The sequence below is a fragment of the Lacticaseibacillus camelliae DSM 22697 = JCM 13995 genome (genome assembly GCF_001436615.1).
Classification (GTDB): Bacteria; Bacillota; Bacilli; order Lactobacillales; family Lactobacillaceae; genus Lacticaseibacillus; species Lacticaseibacillus camelliae.
On record NZ_AYZJ01000009.1, the window covers coordinates 38570 to 56444 of the forward strand.

Here is a 17875-nt window from a genome sequence, read left to right on the forward strand (position 1 = left end):
TAGGCACCGAAACTGACGACAAAATCAGCTTCGGTGCCTATTTGGTGCTCACTTGCGCATGGTGATCATGCGGTAGGCGGTCAGCAGCACGGTGATCGTGCACATCACCACCGCGACGCTGAAGGCCACGTGCATTCCGTTGATAAACAGCTGCGGCTGCCCGGCCACGAAGGTTGTGACCTTGCGTCCGGCCTCACGGCTCATCGCGGCATAAAGCACCGTGGTTGACGCGGAGATGCCAACGACCATCCCCATGTTGCGGGCCAGCGCATTCAGGCCGCCGGCGATGCCCAGATCTTTGGGAGCGACCGCCGACATCACCAACGTGTTATTCGGCGACTGGAACGCCCCGTTGCCAAAGCCCATCACGGCGATGATCACACAAACCAGCAGCCACGGGGTGGTCAGGCTCAGCGTGACGTACCCGATCTGCACGACCAGGATCACCAGCAGCCCCACCAGCGTGATGACATACGGCCCGATTTTATCCGACAGAGAACCGGACAGCGGCGCCACGATCACCTGCACAATGGGAAACAGCATCAGCATGTACCCGGCCGTCGTTGCCGACAATCCCCGCGCATTTTCCAGATAAAAGGGTGAGATCACATTGAAGAAGAAGTTGGTGACGAAAATTAAAAACCCGGCGAACAGTGAAATCGTGAACTCCTTGTTGGCAAACAGCGACAGTGCCAGCATCGGATCGGCAGTGTGCTGCTCGATCCAGATAAACGCACCAAAGGCAATGATCGCCACCGCGAACATTGCGAGGATCACCGGCCGCGTAAACCCAATCTCCTGACCGATGAAAATTCCGGCAAACAGCGGCACGATAAACAGCGCAAACGCGACAAACCCGGGCCAATCAATGTTCGCCTCACTGTGATCGATGTCCTTCGGAAACACGACTTGGCCGACGATGATGGCCAGAATGCCCAGCGGCACGTTGATCCAGAAAATGTAGCCCCACGGCAGCACGCCGAGGATCAAGCCGCCGAGGCCCGGCCCGGCAATCGAGCCCACGGCGACGAACGACCCAATCATGCCCAAGGCCCGCCCGCGCTCCTTGAACGGGAACACCTCCGTCACGATGCCATTGCTGTTGGCCATCGTCATGGAGGCCCCCAACGCCTGAACGACCCGCGCCGCCAGCAGCATCACAAACGAGTGATTGAAACCGGCAAACAGCGACCCGATGGTAAACAGCACTTCGCCCATCCGAAAGATGCGAATTTTGCCGTAGATGTCACCCAGCTTGCCCATGAGCAGAAGCAGTGCGCAGATCACGATCAGATAAATCGAGACCGTCCACTCCGCCAGGTTCATCGGCAGGCGCATGTCTTTGGCGATGACAGGCAGCGCAATGTTCACAATCGAAGCATCCAGCGTGGACATGATGGTGAACATCCCGACTGCGGTCATGATCCACCAGCGGTTCTTCTGCACGTGCGGATCGTCGACGTAATTTTTCATTGTTGGCCTCCAGTATCCTAAATTGGCCTCTTTATTATATGGTGTCAGTTTCAGAAACACAATTGACACAGCTGGCAATATTTACGCAAGTGGGTCCTTGTCTTTACACCGGATACCTAACTATTACACCCAACCTGCAAGGCTTTTACACTTCCCGCGTATGCTTAACTCATTCCACTAGGGGAGGAAATATTCATGAAAAAAGGTTCCGTATTGAAAAAGGGGTCACTGCTGCTCACGGTCGGGGTCGTCCTGATCCTTGCCGCCTGTGGCGCTAAGCAAGGCACCGGCGCCACCAAGCCATCAACGGCCAAGGCCGCCGACTCAACTAAAATTATGGCCGTGGGTTCCACGGCCCTGCAGCCGTTGGTCGAGCAGGCCGCTGCCCAGTACCAGGAAAAGACACCAGGCGCCAACATCACGGTCCAAGGTGGCGGCTCCGGGGCCGGCCTGTCTCAAGTCCAATCAGGCGCCGTCACGATTGGGAACTCCGACATTTTCGCCGAACAGCAAAAAGGCATTGCAGCCACTAAGCTGGTCGATCACCAGGTCGCGGTGGTCGGCATGGCACCGGTCGTCAACCCGGACACGAAAGTCACCAACCTCAGCTCAAAACAGCTGGTAGACATATTCACTGGCAAGGTCACCAACTGGAAGCAGGTGGGCGGCGCCGACAAGGCAATCGTCCTGATCAACCGCGCCCAGGGGTCCGGGACTCGCGCGACGTTCGAGCAGTTCGCCCTCAAGACTAACAAGGTCAAGACTGCTCAGGAACAGGATTCCAGCGGCACCGTGCAGAAAATGGTCTCAAGCACGCCTGGCGCCGTTTCCTATCTCGCCTTTTCTGCCATTAAGGAAGGCGTCACCGCGGTGGCCCTCAACAACGTCAAGCCAACCGACGCCAACGTGACCACCAACGCCTGGCCGGTGTGGGCATACGAGCACATGTACACCAAGGGCTCACCGAACGCGGCAACGGCCAAATTCATCCACTTCATCCAGAGCAAGCCCGTGCAAAACAATTTGGTCAAGAAAATGGGCTACATTCCCGTCGTCGACATGAAAGTGGCACGCACCCATGACGGCACAATTGAAGACAAGTAACATGCATTCAAGCACTGACCCCTGTGGTCAGTGCTTTTTTGCTTCCGGTCAACATGGACGCCGCGCCGTGAAAAGCATAAGATTATCTATGCATGTATTTTTCATGACACTAATTGAGAGAAAGTCGTTTATGTCTAAAAGCAACATTAGACTCGTCACTGTCGCCTTACTGCTGGCCAACGTCATGTCCGGAATCGACAGCACCATTGTCAACACCGCACTACCCGCCATCATCGCCGACCTGCACGGGCTACAGCTCATGGCGTGGATAGTCGCCGTCTTTCTGCTGGGCACCGCCGTGTCCACGCTGCTGTGGAGCAAGCTCGGGCAGCGCAGGTCGTACAAATTCGCCTACCAGCTTGCGGCTTTGACTTTTGTTATCGGGTCACTGCTTCAGGGGCTGTCGCCTAACATATGGCTCCTGATCATCACCCGCGGGATCGCTGGGATCGACAACGGCGGCATGATCTCGCTGCCGTACATTATGTTCGTCGACCTGTACCCGAACGTGCGCGACCGCATGAAGACGCTGGCCCTGGTGTCCGGCTTCTATAGCTTTGCGACCATCATCGGGCCGCTGGTCGGCGGCTTCCTCGTCGATGCCTTGTCCTGGCACTGGATTTTTTACATCAACGTGCCAATTGGCCTGCTGTCGATCCTGCTGGTGCAAATTTACTACAAGGTGCCACGCAGCGCGCCTGTCGCCGCACCGCTTGATGTGCGCGGCAGTGTCGCGCTGGTCGTGCTGCTGATCAGCCTGCTTGGGGCCATTGAAATGATCGGCATGGTCAAGCTGCCAGTGATCCTTGGCTTGGTGGTCGTCGCGGTCTTGGCCATGGTCTTGCTACTGCGCACCGAAAAGCACGCCAAAGATCCGGTCATCCCACTGCGGGTGTTTCGGAATTTTCCGCTTGTAATGGATTTTCTGCTGTTCACCCTGGTCTGGGGGGCTTTCGTGGCGTTTCTGACTTACGCTCCGATGTGGGCACAAGGCCTGCTCGGCACGACCGCGCTGGTCGGCGGGGCAACGCAGATCCCTGCTGCCTTCACCAACGTCGCCGGCTCGGAGTCCGTGCCGATGATGCGGCGGCACTACACCCCGCACCAGGTGCTGACGTTCAACATTGTCCTGCTGACGATCAGTTTTGTCCTGATGGCGGTCCTGAACGTGCACGCGCCATTTTGGCTGCTACTGGTCGCCGGCGCCTTTGAAGGCTGGGGCAACGGGGCCTGCTTCAACGAGCTGCAGGTCAAGGTCCAGGTCGACGCCGAAGAACAGGACGTTTCGGTCGCCACGTCGTTCAGCTTTCTGATCCGCATGCTCAGCCAAACTTTCACCGTGGCCATTTTTGGTCTGCTGATGAACCAGCAGCTGGCCAAAGGGGTGGCATCCCATCCCGGCATCACCATGGGCATGATGAACAAACTCAGCGACTCTAACAGCGCCGCCAGCCTGCCCAAAAAGCTCCTGCCGGCGATGCGCGAGATCCTGCACAGCGGCCTGCACAACATTATGCTGCTGGCCTTAGCACTGATGCTGATCTCCCTGGTCCTGAACCTCTACGCCGGGCGCAAAGAGGCCAGCCTCAAAACCAGAGCCCAGTGAGACTCAAGAGACAACAAGAGGCAGCGCGCTTGCGCTGCCTCTTTTCTGTGCCTCAGACCCGCGTCAGGTCCAGCACGATGCTTTCAAAGTCGTGGGTCAACAGCTGATTCAGGTACAGCCCGTAATTCATCAGCTCGTCGCCCTGCCACTGCCGCACGCCGTCCGAATACGTCGCATCAGGGGTGAGCCCGACCAGTTTGATGTTGCGCAGCGGCTTGGACGCCTGGTTCAGGCTCTGCACGTACACGACCCGCGCGTTCGCCCTGGCTTGGTCGACGAACATCCAGGCACCGTCCTGCTGCGTGAACGGGTCCAGCAACCGGTAAAACGTGCCAAACTGGATCAGCTGCCGGTGTGCCTTGTAATCGCCCACGGCCTGCTTCAAGACCGCCAGCGTCGCGTCATCTTTTTTGGTCAGATCCTGCATCAGCCCAAAATTCCCCGACTCGGCCACGGCCAACCGCGTCGCCAGCGGCGTGACCCGCCCCACCTGGTCATTGGGCACCTCGGACAGGTGCGCGTCCATCATGATCGGCGGAAAAATCAGGCTCGTGCCGTACTGAATCTTCATCCGCTCGATTGCGTCAGTGTTATCAGAGGTCCAGCTTTGCGGCATGTAATAACTCATGCCGGGATCAAAGCGGCCGCCACCAGCGGAGCAGTTCTCAAACAGGACGTTCGGATACTGAGTCGTCAGCTTATCCGCGAGGTCGTATAGGCCCAGGATGTAGCGGTGCAGCGTCTCCATTTGGCGTTCCGGGGGCAGCTTGGCGCTGGCGACTTCAGTGATGTTGCGATTCATATCCCACTTGATAAAATCGATGGGCACGGTGTCCAGCACCGTCGCGATCTGCTGCTCGATTGCCGCGCGCACATCCTGCCGGCTGAAGTCCAGCACCAGTTGATGGCGGCCGGTGGACAACGGATACTTCGGGACACCCAGCACCCAATCCGGGTGCTGGCGGTAAAGCTGACTATCCGGCGAAACCATTTCCGGCTCAAACCACAGACCGAATTTCAGCCCCAAGTGGTGAATGTCCTGCGCCAGCTTGCCCAAACCTTCAGGAAGCTTTTTCAAGTCGGGATGCCAGTCCCCCAGCGACGAACGGTCATCGTTGCGATGGCCAAACCAGCCATCATCCAGTACGAACAGCTCCGCGCCGACCGCTTTCGCCTTTTTCGCTAGAGCCAAGATGCGGGCCGCGTCAAAGTGAAAGTATGTCGTTTCCCAGTTGTTGATCACCACTGGCCGTACCTGGTCGCGGAACCGCCCACGCGTCAGGTGCTTGCGATACAGCTGATGAAAGGCCTGCGACATGCCGTTCAAACCAGCACTGCTGTACACCATCACTACTTCAGGCGTTTGAAAGCTGGCGTCTGGCTTGAGCTGCCAGCGAAAATCGCTGCTGCCGATACCGCCGGTGAGGCGGGTCTGATCGTACGGATCCACCTGGGCGCTGAGTTCAAAATTACCGCTGTAGACCAGGTGCACCGCGAACACCTCGCCGCTGCGCTCGGTGGTTTCCGGCCGCACTAGCGCCATGAAGGGTTGCTGATGCGCACTGCTGGCCCCGCGCCGGCTTTCCAAGACATGGCGGCCAGCCGGCAGCGGGCTGCGAACGATCTGCTTTTCTCGGGCCCAAGCGCCGGGCAACTGCAGGAGCTCGTAGCGCGCATCCGGCAGGTCCAGCGCAAAGCTGCCGGCCTGCTCCAAGTACAGTGGCTGCTGCCCCAGATTGTGATAGCTGACCGCGCGCGTGATCACTGGCAGGTCGCGGAAAATCGTGTACTGCAGCCACACTTCAAGGTGGCGAAAACCATCGGCCAGCACAATGGTCAGCGTGTCCGCCTCGTCTTCTTGATTCACATAAGTCGCCGGCAGCCCTGGCAGTTTGGGTTTGCCTGGCGTTACCGTGTAGCGTTGGTACGCCAAGGCAGTGGCCTTCGTCCCGTCCGCGTATGTCACATCGAAGGCAGACTGCCGGTAGTCCCCGTGGTCGTTGCCTGGAAACTCCTGCAGCGCCGTGTCCAGCGAAAACGGCGTGCCTTCATACCCCGCCGGCTGCGGCGCCAAAGACGCGCGGTCCACATCCGGATGCGGCAGCACCTGCGTGAAGTGCTTGATGCGCGGGCCGTAGTACACATGCAGCAGGAACTGGTGATCCTTCACCTGCATGACATAGCTGATCTGATCATTGCACAGATGAAACGTCAGGGTCTTTTTATCGATCAATATTGCCATCACAACGCCCTCCTCCCCCCTGAGTATAGTGGGAATTGCCGCAAAAGTTAAAACTACGCCTTACAACTCACAAAGTACCGGCGCATGATGGGCGGCCGCCAAAAACTTCAGCACCGCTTCGCCGCTGATCAGCACCGTCTTTGTATTGTCGTTCGGATGAAATGCCACCGGGCTGACAGTCAGCACAGGCCGGTCGATCACCACCGTCACCGCGTTGGCCTCATCATTCAGCACGTTAAACACCGAGACACTGCCCGGGGCGACGCCAAGAATGGTCTGCAGCTGAGCCGCTGACGCCATGGTCAGTCTGCCGCTCCCGAGTCGCACCCACAGGGCTTTGAAGTCCAGCCGCTTTGCCTCGTCAAGAATCACCAAGAAGAACCGCTTTTGGTCTGTCACCAGCAGATTCTTGGGCCTGCTGCCCTCAAAGGGCGGCACGAGCCGGTCAGCTTCGGCCGTGGTAAACACGGCTGGATGCTCGATCACTCGGTACGCGAGCCCCTGCGCCTTTAGCCAGGCCATCACTGCAGCCGCATTAGTCATCGGGGTTTCCCCCCTCACGATAGGAAAGCAGGTCGCCGGGCTGACAGTCCAGCACCGCGCACAATTTTGCTAGCGTTGCAAAGCGAATGCCCTTGGCCTTTCCCGTCTTTAAGATGGACAAGTTAGCAGGGGTGATGCCGACTGCCTCGGCCACAGCGGCACTGGTCAGGCCGCGCGCCAGCAACATTTTATCCAGATCAACTTCAATCACAAGATCACCTCAAATAATTGCGTCCTGGTCCTGCTGCAGCGCGACGCCGTAATTAAACCAGACCCGCAGCGCATACACGCCGCCCACGACCCCGACGGCCGTCAGCAAGGCCACAAAGTCGACTGTGATGACGCCTTGCAACAGGATTTCCGCCATGGTCATCACCAGCGACCCGAGCAGTCCCCCAAGCAGCACCCGCGCGATGAGCGTCAGCAAATGCGCATTGCCGGCGGTAAAATACTCGCCTTGACGCATCCGCCTGACCAGCCGACTCAACAGCCCGAGCAGCACCAGCCCCAAAGCGGTCACGGCCAGCAGCCATATGCCCATCAGCTGCCACTGCAGCGCCGGTGTATAGTAGAGATTCAACAGTTTGGTCACGTGCCGGCCGTTGCGCGTCCACGTGGCGGTGCCCCAGTTGTTGGGTTTGATGGTCAGCCAAAGGACCGACCATTTTGGCTGGATCTTGGCGTGGCTGGATTGAACCATCTGCCAAACTGTCTGGCCCATGGTGACCAGCGCCAATAACCCCAAGACCCACAGGACGTTCGCGATGATCTGCAATGCATAGCGAATGTGTTTCATATCAGCCGCGCTCCTTCCTGCATCAGGTCAAAACCGCGCTGAAACAGCGCCGTGAGCACATAGAGGCCAACCGCCAGGCCGGTCGCGGCCACAGCGGCCATCAAGCCCGAAGACCCTGGCCCAACCAGTGCGGCCACATACTCCAGAATCATGATAGCGCCCACCACCCACAATAGGCGGTGAAGAATCATCAAGTTGGCCTGGACAAAGAACTCGCCGTGGCGCAACCGGTGAACCAACAAACTGATCAGGACCAGCGCGGCAAGGGTCAGCATGACGCTAAGCAGCCAGTCCGCGGCACTCAGCTTCAACCAGTTGCCCTGGCCGTTCAACGTGAGATGAAAGTGGCCATTGCTGAATGTGGTCGCGGCATGGTCGCCCCCGGCAAGCTTCACCTGGTTGGCCTGAACCGCGGCCGGTCGCTCGCCGCTAAAGATTCGGCCAAGCAGCCCTAAGCTGCTCAGGGCAATCCCGCCAATCAGTAAGATCAAACCGGCCAGCACCACCTGCAACCCCGTCAAAAGGGTCTTGGTGCGCCGGCTCAACTGTGGTTGTTTCATTGTGTCGCCCCTTTTCTTATTGTAAGACGATAATACCATATCGTTAAACAATAATCACCAGTTTCTTTCTGGCTGGCATTTAGCCAAATCAAAAACGCCAACCGCGCAGCTGTGTAGGCTGTGGGGTCGGCGTTCAGATTACTTGCCGTAAGTAGAATCCTCGATGATCTCAACGTTCGCGGCCTGAGGGCCCTTGGCGCCTTGAATGATCACAAACTTAACTTTCTGCCCTGCCTTCAGCGACTTGAAGCCGCCGCCGATGATGGCAGAAAAGTGAACATACACATCCTTAGGCAGGTCCGGATCATCCGGTTCGATAAACCCGTAGCCCTGTTTCTCGTTGAACAGTCTCACGCGGCCTTCCATGGCTAGGCCTCGAAGCCGTTCTCAACGGCTTCCGGGAAATTCTCCGCGACAATTTTCGCGCAGCGGCCGCACAGCGTCGGGAAGCGCTTGTCCGCACCAACGTCAGTCGTGGTCATCCGGCAACGCTGGCAAACATCGCCTTGCGCGTGTTCAACCAGAATGTCGGCATCGTCAAAGTGCACGGCACCGGCGGGCGCGCTTTCGCCATCAGCTGCCACCGCAAAGCCACTCGTGATCAGCAGTTGCATCACGTTGGCGTCAAGGCCAGCCAGCAGCGTCCGGACGCTATTTTGCGGATAAACCGTAACGGCAGCCTCCATGGACTTGCCGATCAGCTTAGCGTCGCGCGCCATTTCCAGGCTCTTTTGCACCTCGGCGCGGAAGCTCATGAACGCAGACCACTGTTTGAGCAAATCGTCTTGGCCGGCAAAGTCTTGGGCTTCCGGCATGTTGCTGAGGGCGGCATACTGCTCGGGCTGGCGCAGGTACGGCCAGATCTCCTCGGCGGTGTGGGCCAGGATCGGTGTCAGGAGCTTGGTCAGGTCAAGGAGCGCTTCAAACATCACCGTCTGCATGCGCCGGCGAGCCAGACTCTTTTCCGCCTCAATGTAAACAACATCCTTCGCAAAGTCCAAGTAGAACGCGGACAGGTCGTTGACCAGGAAGCTGGAGATAGTCTTTTCCACCGTGGCAAAATCGTACTTGTCGTACGCGGCCTTGGCCGTCTTGATGACCTGGTTCAGGCGAACCAGCATGTACTGGTCCACGCTGCCCAGCTGCGAGAACGGCACCGTATCGGTCTTTTCGTCGAAGTCACCGGTGTTGGCGATCATGAAGCGGAGGGTGTTGCGGATCTTGCGGTAGGCCTCAGAGGTCTGGGCAAAATTATCCATCGACACGCGCACGTCAGAAGACGAATCGACCGTCGCGGCCCACAAACGGATGATTTCCGCACCGTACTGGTTCTCCACCTTGTCCGGCGCAATCGTGTTGCCCAGGGACTTGGACATCTTGCGGCCTTCGCCGTCCAGGGTGAAGCCTTGCGACAGGACCTGCTTGTATGGGGCGACGCCGTTGACCGCCACACTGGTGATCAAGCTGGAGTTGAACCAGCCGCGGTACTGGTCGGAGCCTTCCAGGTACAAGTCCGTTGGGTACTCGAGCTCTGGCCGCGCCTCGGCCACGCCGGCCCAGCTGGAACCGGAGTCGAACCAGACATCCATGATGTCGGTTTCCTTGGTGAACTTACCGTTTGGTGAGTGCACGTTGGTGTAACCCGCCGGCAGCAGGTCCTTGGCCTCGCGCTGCGACCACACAATTGACCCATACTTACCGAACAAGTCGGCCACGTGGTCAATGGTTTCCTTTTCGAGGATCGGGGTGCCGTCTTCAGCGTAGAAAATTGGCAGCGGCACGCCCCATGCGCGCTGACGAGAGATGACCCAGTCGCCGCGGTCGCGGATCATGTTGTAAAGTCGGGTCTTGCCCCAGCTTGGCGTGAAGGACACGTTGTCGATCGCGTCGAGGATCTGCTGGCGGAACGCGTCAACAGAAGCAAACCACTGCGTCGTCGCCCGGAAAATGACCGGCTTCTTCGTGCGCCAGTCGTGCGGGTACGAGTGAGTGAAAAAGTCGAGCTTGAGCAGCGCGCCTTTTTCCTCGAGGGCCTTAGTGACCATCGGGTTAGCCTTGTCGTAGAACACGCCTTCAAAGCCTGGGGCGTCCTTGGTCATAAAGCCCTTGGCGTCGACGACTGAAACCACCGGCAAGTCGTAGTTCATGCCGGCCTTGTAGTCGTCCTCACCATGCCCTGGCGCGGTGTGGACCAACCCAGTCCCTGAATCCAGGGTGACGTGATCGCCCAGGATCACCAGACTGTCGCGGTCGTAAAGCGGGTGTTTGGCCACCATGCGCTCCATGTCTTTGCCGGAGAAGGTCTTCAGCACGGCCACGTCGTTCCAGCCGAGCGCCTCCTTGACGACCTGCAGACGCTCGGACGCAACCACGTACTTTTTGCCATCGGCTTCGACCTGGGCGTACTCAAAGCGCGGATTGACGGCAATCCCCTGGTTCGCTGGAATGGTCCACGGCGTCGTGGTCCAGATGATAAAGCTGGTGTCAGTACCGATGATGCCCTTGCCGTCCTTAACTGGGAACGCAACGTAAATCGACGGTGACTTCACATCGTGGTACTCGATCTCGGCTTCAGCCAGGGTCGACTCCGAGGACCAGGACCAGTAAACCGGCTTCAGGCCGTGGTAAATGTAGCCTTTTTCGGCCATAGCCCCAAAGACGCGGATCTCCTGCTCTTCAAACTTCGGCTGCAGGGTGATGTACGGGTGATCCCAGTCGCCCAGCACGCCAAGCCGCTTGAAGTCGGTGCGCTGCTTTTCGATTTCCTTCATGGCAAACTGGCGGCAGAGCTCACGGTACTCGTCCATTGGCATTTCCTTGCGGTGAACGCCCTTCTTGGCCAGCTGCTGCTCGATCGGCAGACCGTGCGTGTCCCATCCAGGCACGTAAGGGGCGCGGAAGCCGTTCATCGACTTGTAGCGCACGATAATGTCCTTAGAGATTTTGTTCAGGGCGTGCCCCATGTGGATGTTGCCGTTCGCAAACGGAGGGCCATCATGCAAAATGAAGGCCGGCTTGCCTTCGTTCAGCTTCTGGCGCATTTCGTACAAGTGGTTTTCTTCCCAGGCCGCCTGCATCTTCGGTTCCTTGTTCGGCAGCCCCGCCCGCATCTTAAAGTCGGTGTGGCCGAGGTTCAACGTATCTTTAACTTTCATGATTACTCCTTTTCTGAATCTGGATAAACTTGGCTGCCGCCAGCACATGGGTGAACCCTTGCACCTGACAAAAAAACACCCGTCCTCTCAATAGGACGAGCGTGCTCGTGGTACCACCTAAGTTCAAAGCAAAAGTCTTTGCTTCCTCTAGTCGACCCAATAACGGTGGTCACCCGTCGAAGTTACCTCCGACTTACGCAAACTGATACCGCCAAACGACTGCCACCGGGCTTGCACCCTCCCCGGCTCGCTGCGTGCAGTTGTGCTTAGCGACGCGTGTTCACGACTTATTCTTGAGGCGCCTCACTGGCATCACTCGCGGCGCTTGCCGAATCGGCAGGCGCTGCTGATGAAGTGGTGTCTTCAGGTTCATCGGTTGGAAAAACAATTTCCGTGTACCGCGTGTCGCCATCAGTGTCCTCAGCTGCCTCTGAGTGTACTGAATCTACAGGCTGCTTGTCAACCTCTGCAGCAGATTCAGGCGTTTTCTCCTGGGCGGGATCAAGGTACTCTGCAGATTCCGTGGTGCTTGCAAGCAGCTCTTTCCACTCTGGGCTCTTGACGACTTCCAGCTGCGATTCGAGCATGACCTGCAGGCGCTGACGGAAGACACGGGTCTGACGTTTGAGGTCCTCGGTTTGCACGGTGATGTTCTTCGCCTTGTCCGAAGCGTCCTTGACGATTTGGTTGGCCTTTTCGGTGGCCGAGGTCAACATGTCCTGGGAGGTCTTTTCAGCCTTCGACTGGATCAGCGCGGCCTCATCGTCGGCGTTCTTCTTAACCTTGTCGGCCGCCTCTTGCGCAACGATGATCGACTGGTTTAAGGCATCCTTCAGATCATTAAAGTACTTGTTCTTGTCCTGAAGTTCCTTGAGTTCTTTTTCCATCTCTTCGTTCTTCTTGAGCGAAGCGGAGTAATCCTTGATGATCTGGGCGAGGAAGTCATTGACCTGATCCTCGTCGAGGCCGCGCATGCGGTGATTGAATTCCTTATTGTGTATGTCCAGTGGACTTAATGCCATGATGAACCCTCCCAGCTATTTCTTAATAATGTCGACAGCGACTCGTTCTTTGCCTTTTTTGCTGACACCGAGCACTTCGTTGACGCGAATGCGGCCATAGCCGCGCACCGACACAATGTCGGCCTCCCCCACGGCCGCGTCCGGGCGGTCCGTAAGTTCAAAATTCAGTCTGACCTTGGCCTATTCAACCAACGCCTTGGCGCGCGCCCGCGACATCGTGAACGCATGCCCGACCAAACTGTCCAGCCGCAAGCTGCTCATTGACAGCTGCGCAGGCTCCCAGTCATTGCGCGGCGTGACGACCTGGTCCAGGCCCACTTGCACCAGCCGCACACTAATGCGGCCAAGCTTAATAATGTTCTCCTGGACCCAGTCGCTCATCGTTTTGGTGGTAAAGATCTGCCACCGGCTGCCATCGGTAATGATATCGCCAAACGCAGTCATCCGCACGCCCGCGTTTGCCACTGTTCCCAGCACCTGGCTGTGATGCAGCTCGGCAAACTTTTCCGGGTAATGGATCTCCAGTGGGGCCACCTCGAAGTCGATCAGGTCAGGGGCAAAGTAGTCCGGCGCGAAAATCACCCGGGCGCGCTCCGCGCCGATGTAGCCGCCGAACACGTGGCACTTAACGTCACCGTTAGTGCCGGTCAAAGTCCGCGCTATATGGATCTGGCGCGGATCAAGAAAATCGGTCAACACCGGCCGGTATTCCGTGGCGGCAGTGCTGATCTGACTTTGCAACTCGTCGATCAGCGGTGCCTCTTCTTTTCTGAAATGCTGATAAATCGCATCCATGTTAGCCCACCCGCATCAGGATCGCGCTGAATATCGTGCCGAGACCCGAACGGACCAGGTCAAGGACAAAAAACGCAATCAGCGGCGAAAAATCAATACCAAAAATCGGCGGAATGAAATCGAAAACATTCAGAAACGGATTGACGATCCGGCCCAGCCACTGGCCAAAGCGCGATTGCCACGCTCCTGGGAACCAAGACATCAGCACGTACACGACCATTGCCAGCATGTAAATATACAGACCATAATTGATGATCGTAAAAAGCCAATACAGAACTGTCGCCATACGCCCTCCTAGTTGGTCATATCAAGGTCGCTGTCAGTGCCCAGCGTGGATGCCAGCGTGCCATCAATCTGGAAGTTCGCTGGGGTGACCAGAAAAATCATCTCGCCGACCCGCCGGATCTCACCATTGATGGCAAACACCGTGCCAGTCAGGAAATCAACAATGCGGGTGGCGTCCTCGGCCTTGATCTGATCAAAGTTGACCACCACCGCCTTGTTGTTCAGCAGGTGGTTGCCGATCTCTTTTGCGTCAGAGTAGATCCGCGGCTCGTAAACCACAATGCGCGCGGTCTTATCGGCCGGATCGCCCATTGCGACGACTTTATTGCCGCGGTACTTGGGCTTGTTCTGATGATTTGCGGTCGGCGCCGCAGTTGGCGCCGTTGCAGTGTCCTGCTCAGGCGTTTCAGCCGCGTCATCCTCATCCGGGTCCATCGAAAAGAACTCGCTGAATTTACTGCCAAGTTTTTCAAAAGCCATGAGAATTCCTCCCTGATAAAGACATGTTGCTGAGTCGCGCTATGCTGAGCAACGCCCGAGCATCCAGCTACGCCCAACGCCTCGCCGCCAAAAACCAGCGGCAATGCGCCAGGCTGGGCTGACTGTCGGCCTAAGTGCGCTCAGCTTTGCAGCCTGGTTAGTCGCGCTACGCTGAGCAACGGCCGAGCATCCAGCTACGCTCAACGCCTCGCCGCTAAAAACCAGCGGCAACGCGCCGCGCTATGCTGGCTGTCGGCCTAAAAACACTCAGCTTTGCAGCCTGTTTACTGCCGGCGCAGCTTGAAGAATGGCGGCTGGTCGTCGTCACCCTTGTCGTCCGGCTTCTTCTCGTCTTCCGGTTCTGGCTGGCTTTCAAAAATGTCGAATTCCTGTTTCTTGACGTTTGTAAAGTCCGCGTCCTGATCACCGTTTTGCTTTGGGGTGTCGCGCTTTGGTTCACGGCGCAGATCCCAGTTGCCAAACGGATCGTCTTGGGCCGGTTTTGCGCCATTACCCTTGGCATCCTGAGCCGGACGATTGACTTGACGGCGATTGCCGCGGCCATTGTTCTGCTGAATCGTTGAATCATCGATCCCAGTCGCAATCACCGTGACCACGACCTCATCGCCGAGTTCTTCATTGATGGAAGTCCCAAAGATGATGTTGACGTCGGAACTTGCCGCCTGTGCCACAATGTCCGAGGCGTCCTGCGCTTCAAACAGGGACAGGTCAGGGCCGCCCGTGATGTTCAGCAAGACGTTCTTGGCGCCGTCGATTGACACTTCAAGCAGCGGACTGGAGATGGCCTTCTTGGTCGCCTCAACCGTCCGGGTCTCACCGGTCGCAGAACCGATGCCCATCAAGGCAGTGCCCTGGTTGGCCATCACAGTTTTAACATCGGCAAAGTCCAAGTTGACGTAGCCGGGGCTGGTGATCAGGTCGGAAATGCCCTGAACGCCTTGACGCAGCACGTTGTCGGCGGCATGGAAGGCTTCAAGCATCGGGGTCTTCTTGTCGACGATTTCCAGCAGCCGGTTATTCGCGATAATGACCAGCGTGTCGACCTGCTCCTTGAGCTGAGCGATGCCTTCAGCCGCGTTCTTTGCGCGCTTGGGCCCTTCAAACGTGAACGGCCGGGTCACGACCCCAACAGTCAGCGCGCCAAGGTCCTTGGCAATTTTAGCCACGACCGGGGCTGCACCGGTCCCGGTGCCACCGCCCATGCCGCAGGTAACGAAGATCATGTCGGCGCCCTTCAAAGCGTTTTCGATGGCTTCTTCGCTTTCCTCTGCCGCCTTTTGGCCAACATCAGGAGTTGAACCAGCACCCAAGCCCCGGGTCAGTTTCGGCCCAAGCTGAATCTTGGTTTCCGCGTCCGAGTTGGACAGCGCCTGTACATCGGTATTGGCCGCGATGAATTCCACGCCCTTGACCTCTTCAGAAATCATGCGGTTGACCGCGTTGCCACCAGCGCCGCCGACCCCGATGACCTTGATCACCGCACCGGTGTCTTTATCTGTATCCAGTGAGAATTCCATTGTCGTTCCTCCTTAAAAAGGTTTATTCGAAGAAGTTGCCGAAGAAGCGCTTCAAGGCTGAAGGTTTCTTCTCGCTGTCTTGGTCCGGTTCGGCCTTGCTTGGTTTGCTTGGCACTTTCGTTACCGGCGCGTCTGCGGCCTCGGCCATCTGACTGGTCGTTGGGGTCGGCAGGACGCTGGAAACCAGGATGTCGATATCGGTCATTTCCGCCGCGTAGGTGATCAGGCCCAGCGCCAACGTGAACGCCGGGTGCCGCATCCCCATTTGATCCGGGATGTAGCGCTTGACGTTGCGCTGAAAAATGTCCGAAGCCAGCGGTTCGATGCCTGGCAATGCAGCGGTGCCCCCGGTGATCACGATTCCACCGGGCAGGTCCAAGGCGTTGGACTGCGCCAGCGCCTCATTCAGGCGGGTAAAGATCTGCGTCAACCGCGCCTCAATGATCTCTGAGAGATAGTGCTCCGACACCATGACCGGCTCCGTTTGGCCAACCACCGTGACCGGGAACTGATTACCCTCAGGCGCTGCCTGACTATCGGCATTGCCGTAATCGCGCTTCAGCTTCTCCGCGTCGGTCAAGCCGGTGTTCAGCACCACCGAGATGTCCTTGGTGATGTAGTCACCGCCTTCTTGGTCCAGCGTGGTCAACTTCAGCTTGTGGTCATGAATGACCGCCGCCGTGGACTGGCCGCCGCCCAAATCGATGAGGACGGTACCAAAGTCTGCCTCGCCATCGCTTAAGGCGACTCGCGCCTCAGCCAGGGGTGCAACCACGATCTGCCTGATCGACAAACCAGCTTTTTCAATCGCTTTTTTGGTGTTATGTAACACAGTCTTCGGCACGGTGAACAAAATGCCGCGCATTTCCAAGCGGACGCCAATCATCCCGCGCGGATCCTTGATATCGTCAAAGCCATCAACAATGAACTCAGTCGGCGTCAAAGACAGGATCTCGCGCTCCGGTGGCAAGTTGCGCACCAGCGCTGCCGAGGCGACCGCCTTCACATCAGCGGCCGTAATTTCCTTGCTTTGATCGCCCACCGCGATCATGCCGGAGACGGTCTCGATTTGAAGCATCGTGGCCGGCACCCCGGCCACGACCTCTTTGATCTCAATGCTTGCCTTCTCAGAAGCTTGTTGCACCGCCTGACGAATCGCCGAGGCAGCCTTATCAATATCCACGATCACGCCGCGGGATAACCCCTGCGCGCGTGAATTGCCCACGCCAATAATGTTTAACTGGCCTTGAACACGCTCGGCCACGATCACTTTTATTGAGGTGGTCCCGATATCAAGCCCGACATAAATGTCTTGATTTCCCATGGACCCGGAACCTCCTTACCAACCTTTTTATAGTAGGATGAGAAAATATAACGCTGAATTTAGTTTAACACACCACATTGCGATTTGCGGCGCCATCTCGGCGAAACGCACATTTTCGCTTACTTTGAAGTGGACTTGCTGTAAGGCTTAAAATACGCGCCCACCTCTAGGTCCACGGTCCCCTTACCCTTCACCTGGGCGATAATGCTGGGGTAATATTTGATTTGTTTGGCCACCGTGCGCGAATCGGCAACCACGGTGTTGCCGTCGGTCATGGTCATCGTGATCTGGTAAGGATTGCCTTCGCCGCGACTGGCCGTGACCTCTGAGGTCGTGCGCCGCACCACCGCCGGGAAGCGGCTGAGGGTCTGGGCGAGCTTGCCGGCCTCGCCTGCAGAAAAGCCGGTGAACACCGGATAGTTATCCAGGGGGGTCGTGGTGCCTGACTTAATGATCGTCCCGTTAGCCAAAATCATGTGGTAACGTTTTTTTGTGACAACGTACCCGATTGGCTGATGCTCTGCCACGTGAATGGTGACGTGATCCAGCGCACTGACCGAAACGCGCGCCGTTTTGATCTGCGGCACTCGTTTTTCGATTCTTGCGGCCAACTTGTGCTTGCTGACCACCACCTGCGGGATCAACACTCGGTCGGACAGGCCGCTGGCATCGATCACCGTCTGAATTGGCACGTTGACCGTGCCAGCCACTGAAACCTGCTGCACCTTGGCCAGCGGCGAGACCATATAACCAAAAAAAGCCAGCAAAAGCAACAGCGGGGTCAGCAGCAGGACCAGGTTGCGCGTGCGCTTGCGGCGGCGCAACGTTGCCACTCCTGGCAAATGGAGCTTGGTTGCCCGCTCCGGCCGGCGTTTTTGTTTGGCCTGGTAGGCCTCCCATGGCGTAAGCGGATCATTTGGTTTTGCGTGTTTGCGCCAGGCCATCGGCAGGC

Annotated in this window: 16 protein-coding genes and 2 pseudogenes; 2 read left to right on the plus strand and 16 right to left on the minus strand. The window is 57.6% G+C overall.

The window, feature by feature from the left end:
• Positions 1 to 48 precede the first annotated feature (48 nt).
• Complete coding sequence (locus tag FC75_RS01305) at positions 49 to 1473, minus strand: MFS transporter (protein WP_054664658.1); 1425 nt, start codon at positions 1471 to 1473, stop codon at positions 49 to 51.
• Between the two features lie 195 nt (positions 1474 to 1668).
• On the opposite strand from FC75_RS01305, the gene FC75_RS01310 reads away from it, so the two are divergent.
• Together FC75_RS01310 and FC75_RS01315 are read left to right on the plus strand one after the other, a co-directional pair.
• Positions 1669 to 2577 (plus strand): phosphate ABC transporter substrate-binding protein PstS family protein, encoded by a 909-nt coding sequence (locus FC75_RS01310; protein ID WP_056988906.1) that lies wholly within the window; start codon positions 1669 to 1671, stop codon positions 2575 to 2577.
• 130 nt (positions 2578 to 2707) lie between these two features.
• Positions 2708 to 4183 carry an MFS transporter gene (locus tag FC75_RS01315; RefSeq protein ID WP_054664662.1) on the plus strand — a complete coding sequence of 492 codons (1476 nt, stop codon included), beginning with the start codon at positions 2708 to 2710 and terminating at the stop codon, positions 4181 to 4183.
• Between the two features lie 52 nt (positions 4184 to 4235).
• Here FC75_RS01315 and FC75_RS01320 read toward each other — a convergent pair whose 3' ends face one another.
• The 15 genes and pseudogenes from FC75_RS01320 to FC75_RS01385 form a co-directional block, all read right to left on the minus strand.
• Entirely contained in the window at positions 4236 to 6425 is a 2190-nt protein-coding gene (locus FC75_RS01320) for an alpha-galactosidase (protein WP_056988908.1), read from the minus strand.
• A 60-nt stretch (positions 6426 to 6485) separates the two neighbouring features.
• The gene (locus FC75_RS01325) at positions 6486 to 6968 is read right to left on the minus strand and encodes a prolyl-tRNA synthetase associated domain-containing protein (protein ID WP_054663561.1); all 483 of its coding nucleotides are present in this window, start codon (positions 6966 to 6968) and stop codon (positions 6486 to 6488) included.
• Positions 6961 to 7179 (minus strand): helix-turn-helix domain-containing protein, encoded by a 219-nt coding sequence (locus FC75_RS01330; RefSeq protein ID WP_054663564.1) that lies wholly within the window; start codon positions 7177 to 7179, stop codon positions 6961 to 6963. The genes FC75_RS01325 and FC75_RS01330 overlap by 8 nt, the downstream gene beginning before the upstream one ends.
• A 9-nt stretch (positions 7180 to 7188) precedes the next feature.
• A complete protein-coding gene (locus FC75_RS01335; protein ID WP_054663567.1) occupies positions 7189 to 7764 on the minus strand; it encodes a hypothetical protein in 576 nt (191 codons plus the stop codon).
• Entirely contained in the window at positions 7761 to 8324 is a 564-nt protein-coding gene (locus FC75_RS01340; RefSeq protein ID WP_054663569.1) for a hypothetical protein, read from the minus strand. The genes FC75_RS01335 and FC75_RS01340 overlap by 4 nt, the downstream gene beginning before the upstream one ends.
• 138 nt (positions 8325 to 8462) lie before the next feature.
• The gene (locus FC75_RS01345) at positions 8463 to 8690 is read right to left on the minus strand and encodes a cold shock domain-containing protein (RefSeq protein WP_054663572.1); all 228 of its coding nucleotides are present in this window, start codon (positions 8688 to 8690) and stop codon (positions 8463 to 8465) included.
• Between the two features lie 2 nt (positions 8691 to 8692).
• Positions 8693 to 11479, minus strand: a complete 2787-nt coding sequence (gene ileS, locus FC75_RS01350) for an isoleucine--tRNA ligase (RefSeq protein ID WP_054663577.1) — start codon at positions 11477 to 11479, stop codon at positions 8693 to 8695.
• 287 nt (positions 11480 to 11766) lie between these two features.
• Positions 11767 to 12501 carry a DivIVA domain-containing protein gene (locus FC75_RS01355; protein WP_054663579.1) on the minus strand — a complete coding sequence of 245 codons (735 nt, stop codon included), beginning with the start codon at positions 12499 to 12501 and terminating at the stop codon, positions 11767 to 11769.
• A gap of 180 nt (positions 12502 to 12681) precedes the next feature.
• Positions 12682 to 13296 carry a YlmH family RNA-binding protein gene (locus tag FC75_RS01360; protein WP_225350751.1) on the minus strand — a complete coding sequence of 205 codons (615 nt, stop codon included), beginning with the start codon at positions 13294 to 13296 and terminating at the stop codon, positions 12682 to 12684.
• A gap of 1 nt (position 13297) precedes the next feature.
• Entirely contained in the window at positions 13298 to 13582 is a 285-nt protein-coding gene (locus FC75_RS01365) for a YggT family protein (RefSeq protein ID WP_056988909.1), read from the minus strand.
• A gap of 8 nt (positions 13583 to 13590) precedes the next feature.
• Positions 13591 to 14061 carry a cell division protein SepF gene (locus FC75_RS01370; RefSeq protein ID WP_054663583.1) on the minus strand — a complete coding sequence of 157 codons (471 nt, stop codon included), beginning with the start codon at positions 14059 to 14061 and terminating at the stop codon, positions 13591 to 13593.
• 284 nt (positions 14062 to 14345) lie between these two features.
• Positions 14346 to 14558 (minus strand): annotated as a pseudogene (locus tag FC75_RS13210) (cell division protein FtsZ); the annotation flags it as partial.
• Positions 14559 to 14647: 89 nt separating this feature from the next.
• Positions 14648 to 15599: pseudogene (gene ftsZ, locus FC75_RS01375) on the minus strand (cell division protein FtsZ); the annotation flags it as partial.
• A gap of 22 nt (positions 15600 to 15621) precedes the next feature.
• The gene (gene ftsA / locus FC75_RS01380) at positions 15622 to 16923 is read right to left on the minus strand and encodes a cell division protein FtsA (protein WP_056988911.1); all 1302 of its coding nucleotides are present in this window, start codon (positions 16921 to 16923) and stop codon (positions 15622 to 15624) included.
• A 119-nt stretch (positions 16924 to 17042) separates the two neighbouring features.
• Entirely contained in the window at positions 17043 to 17867 is an 825-nt protein-coding gene (locus FC75_RS01385) for a cell division protein FtsQ/DivIB (RefSeq protein ID WP_082623074.1), read from the minus strand.
• Between the last annotated feature and the right edge of the window lie 8 nt (positions 17868 to 17875).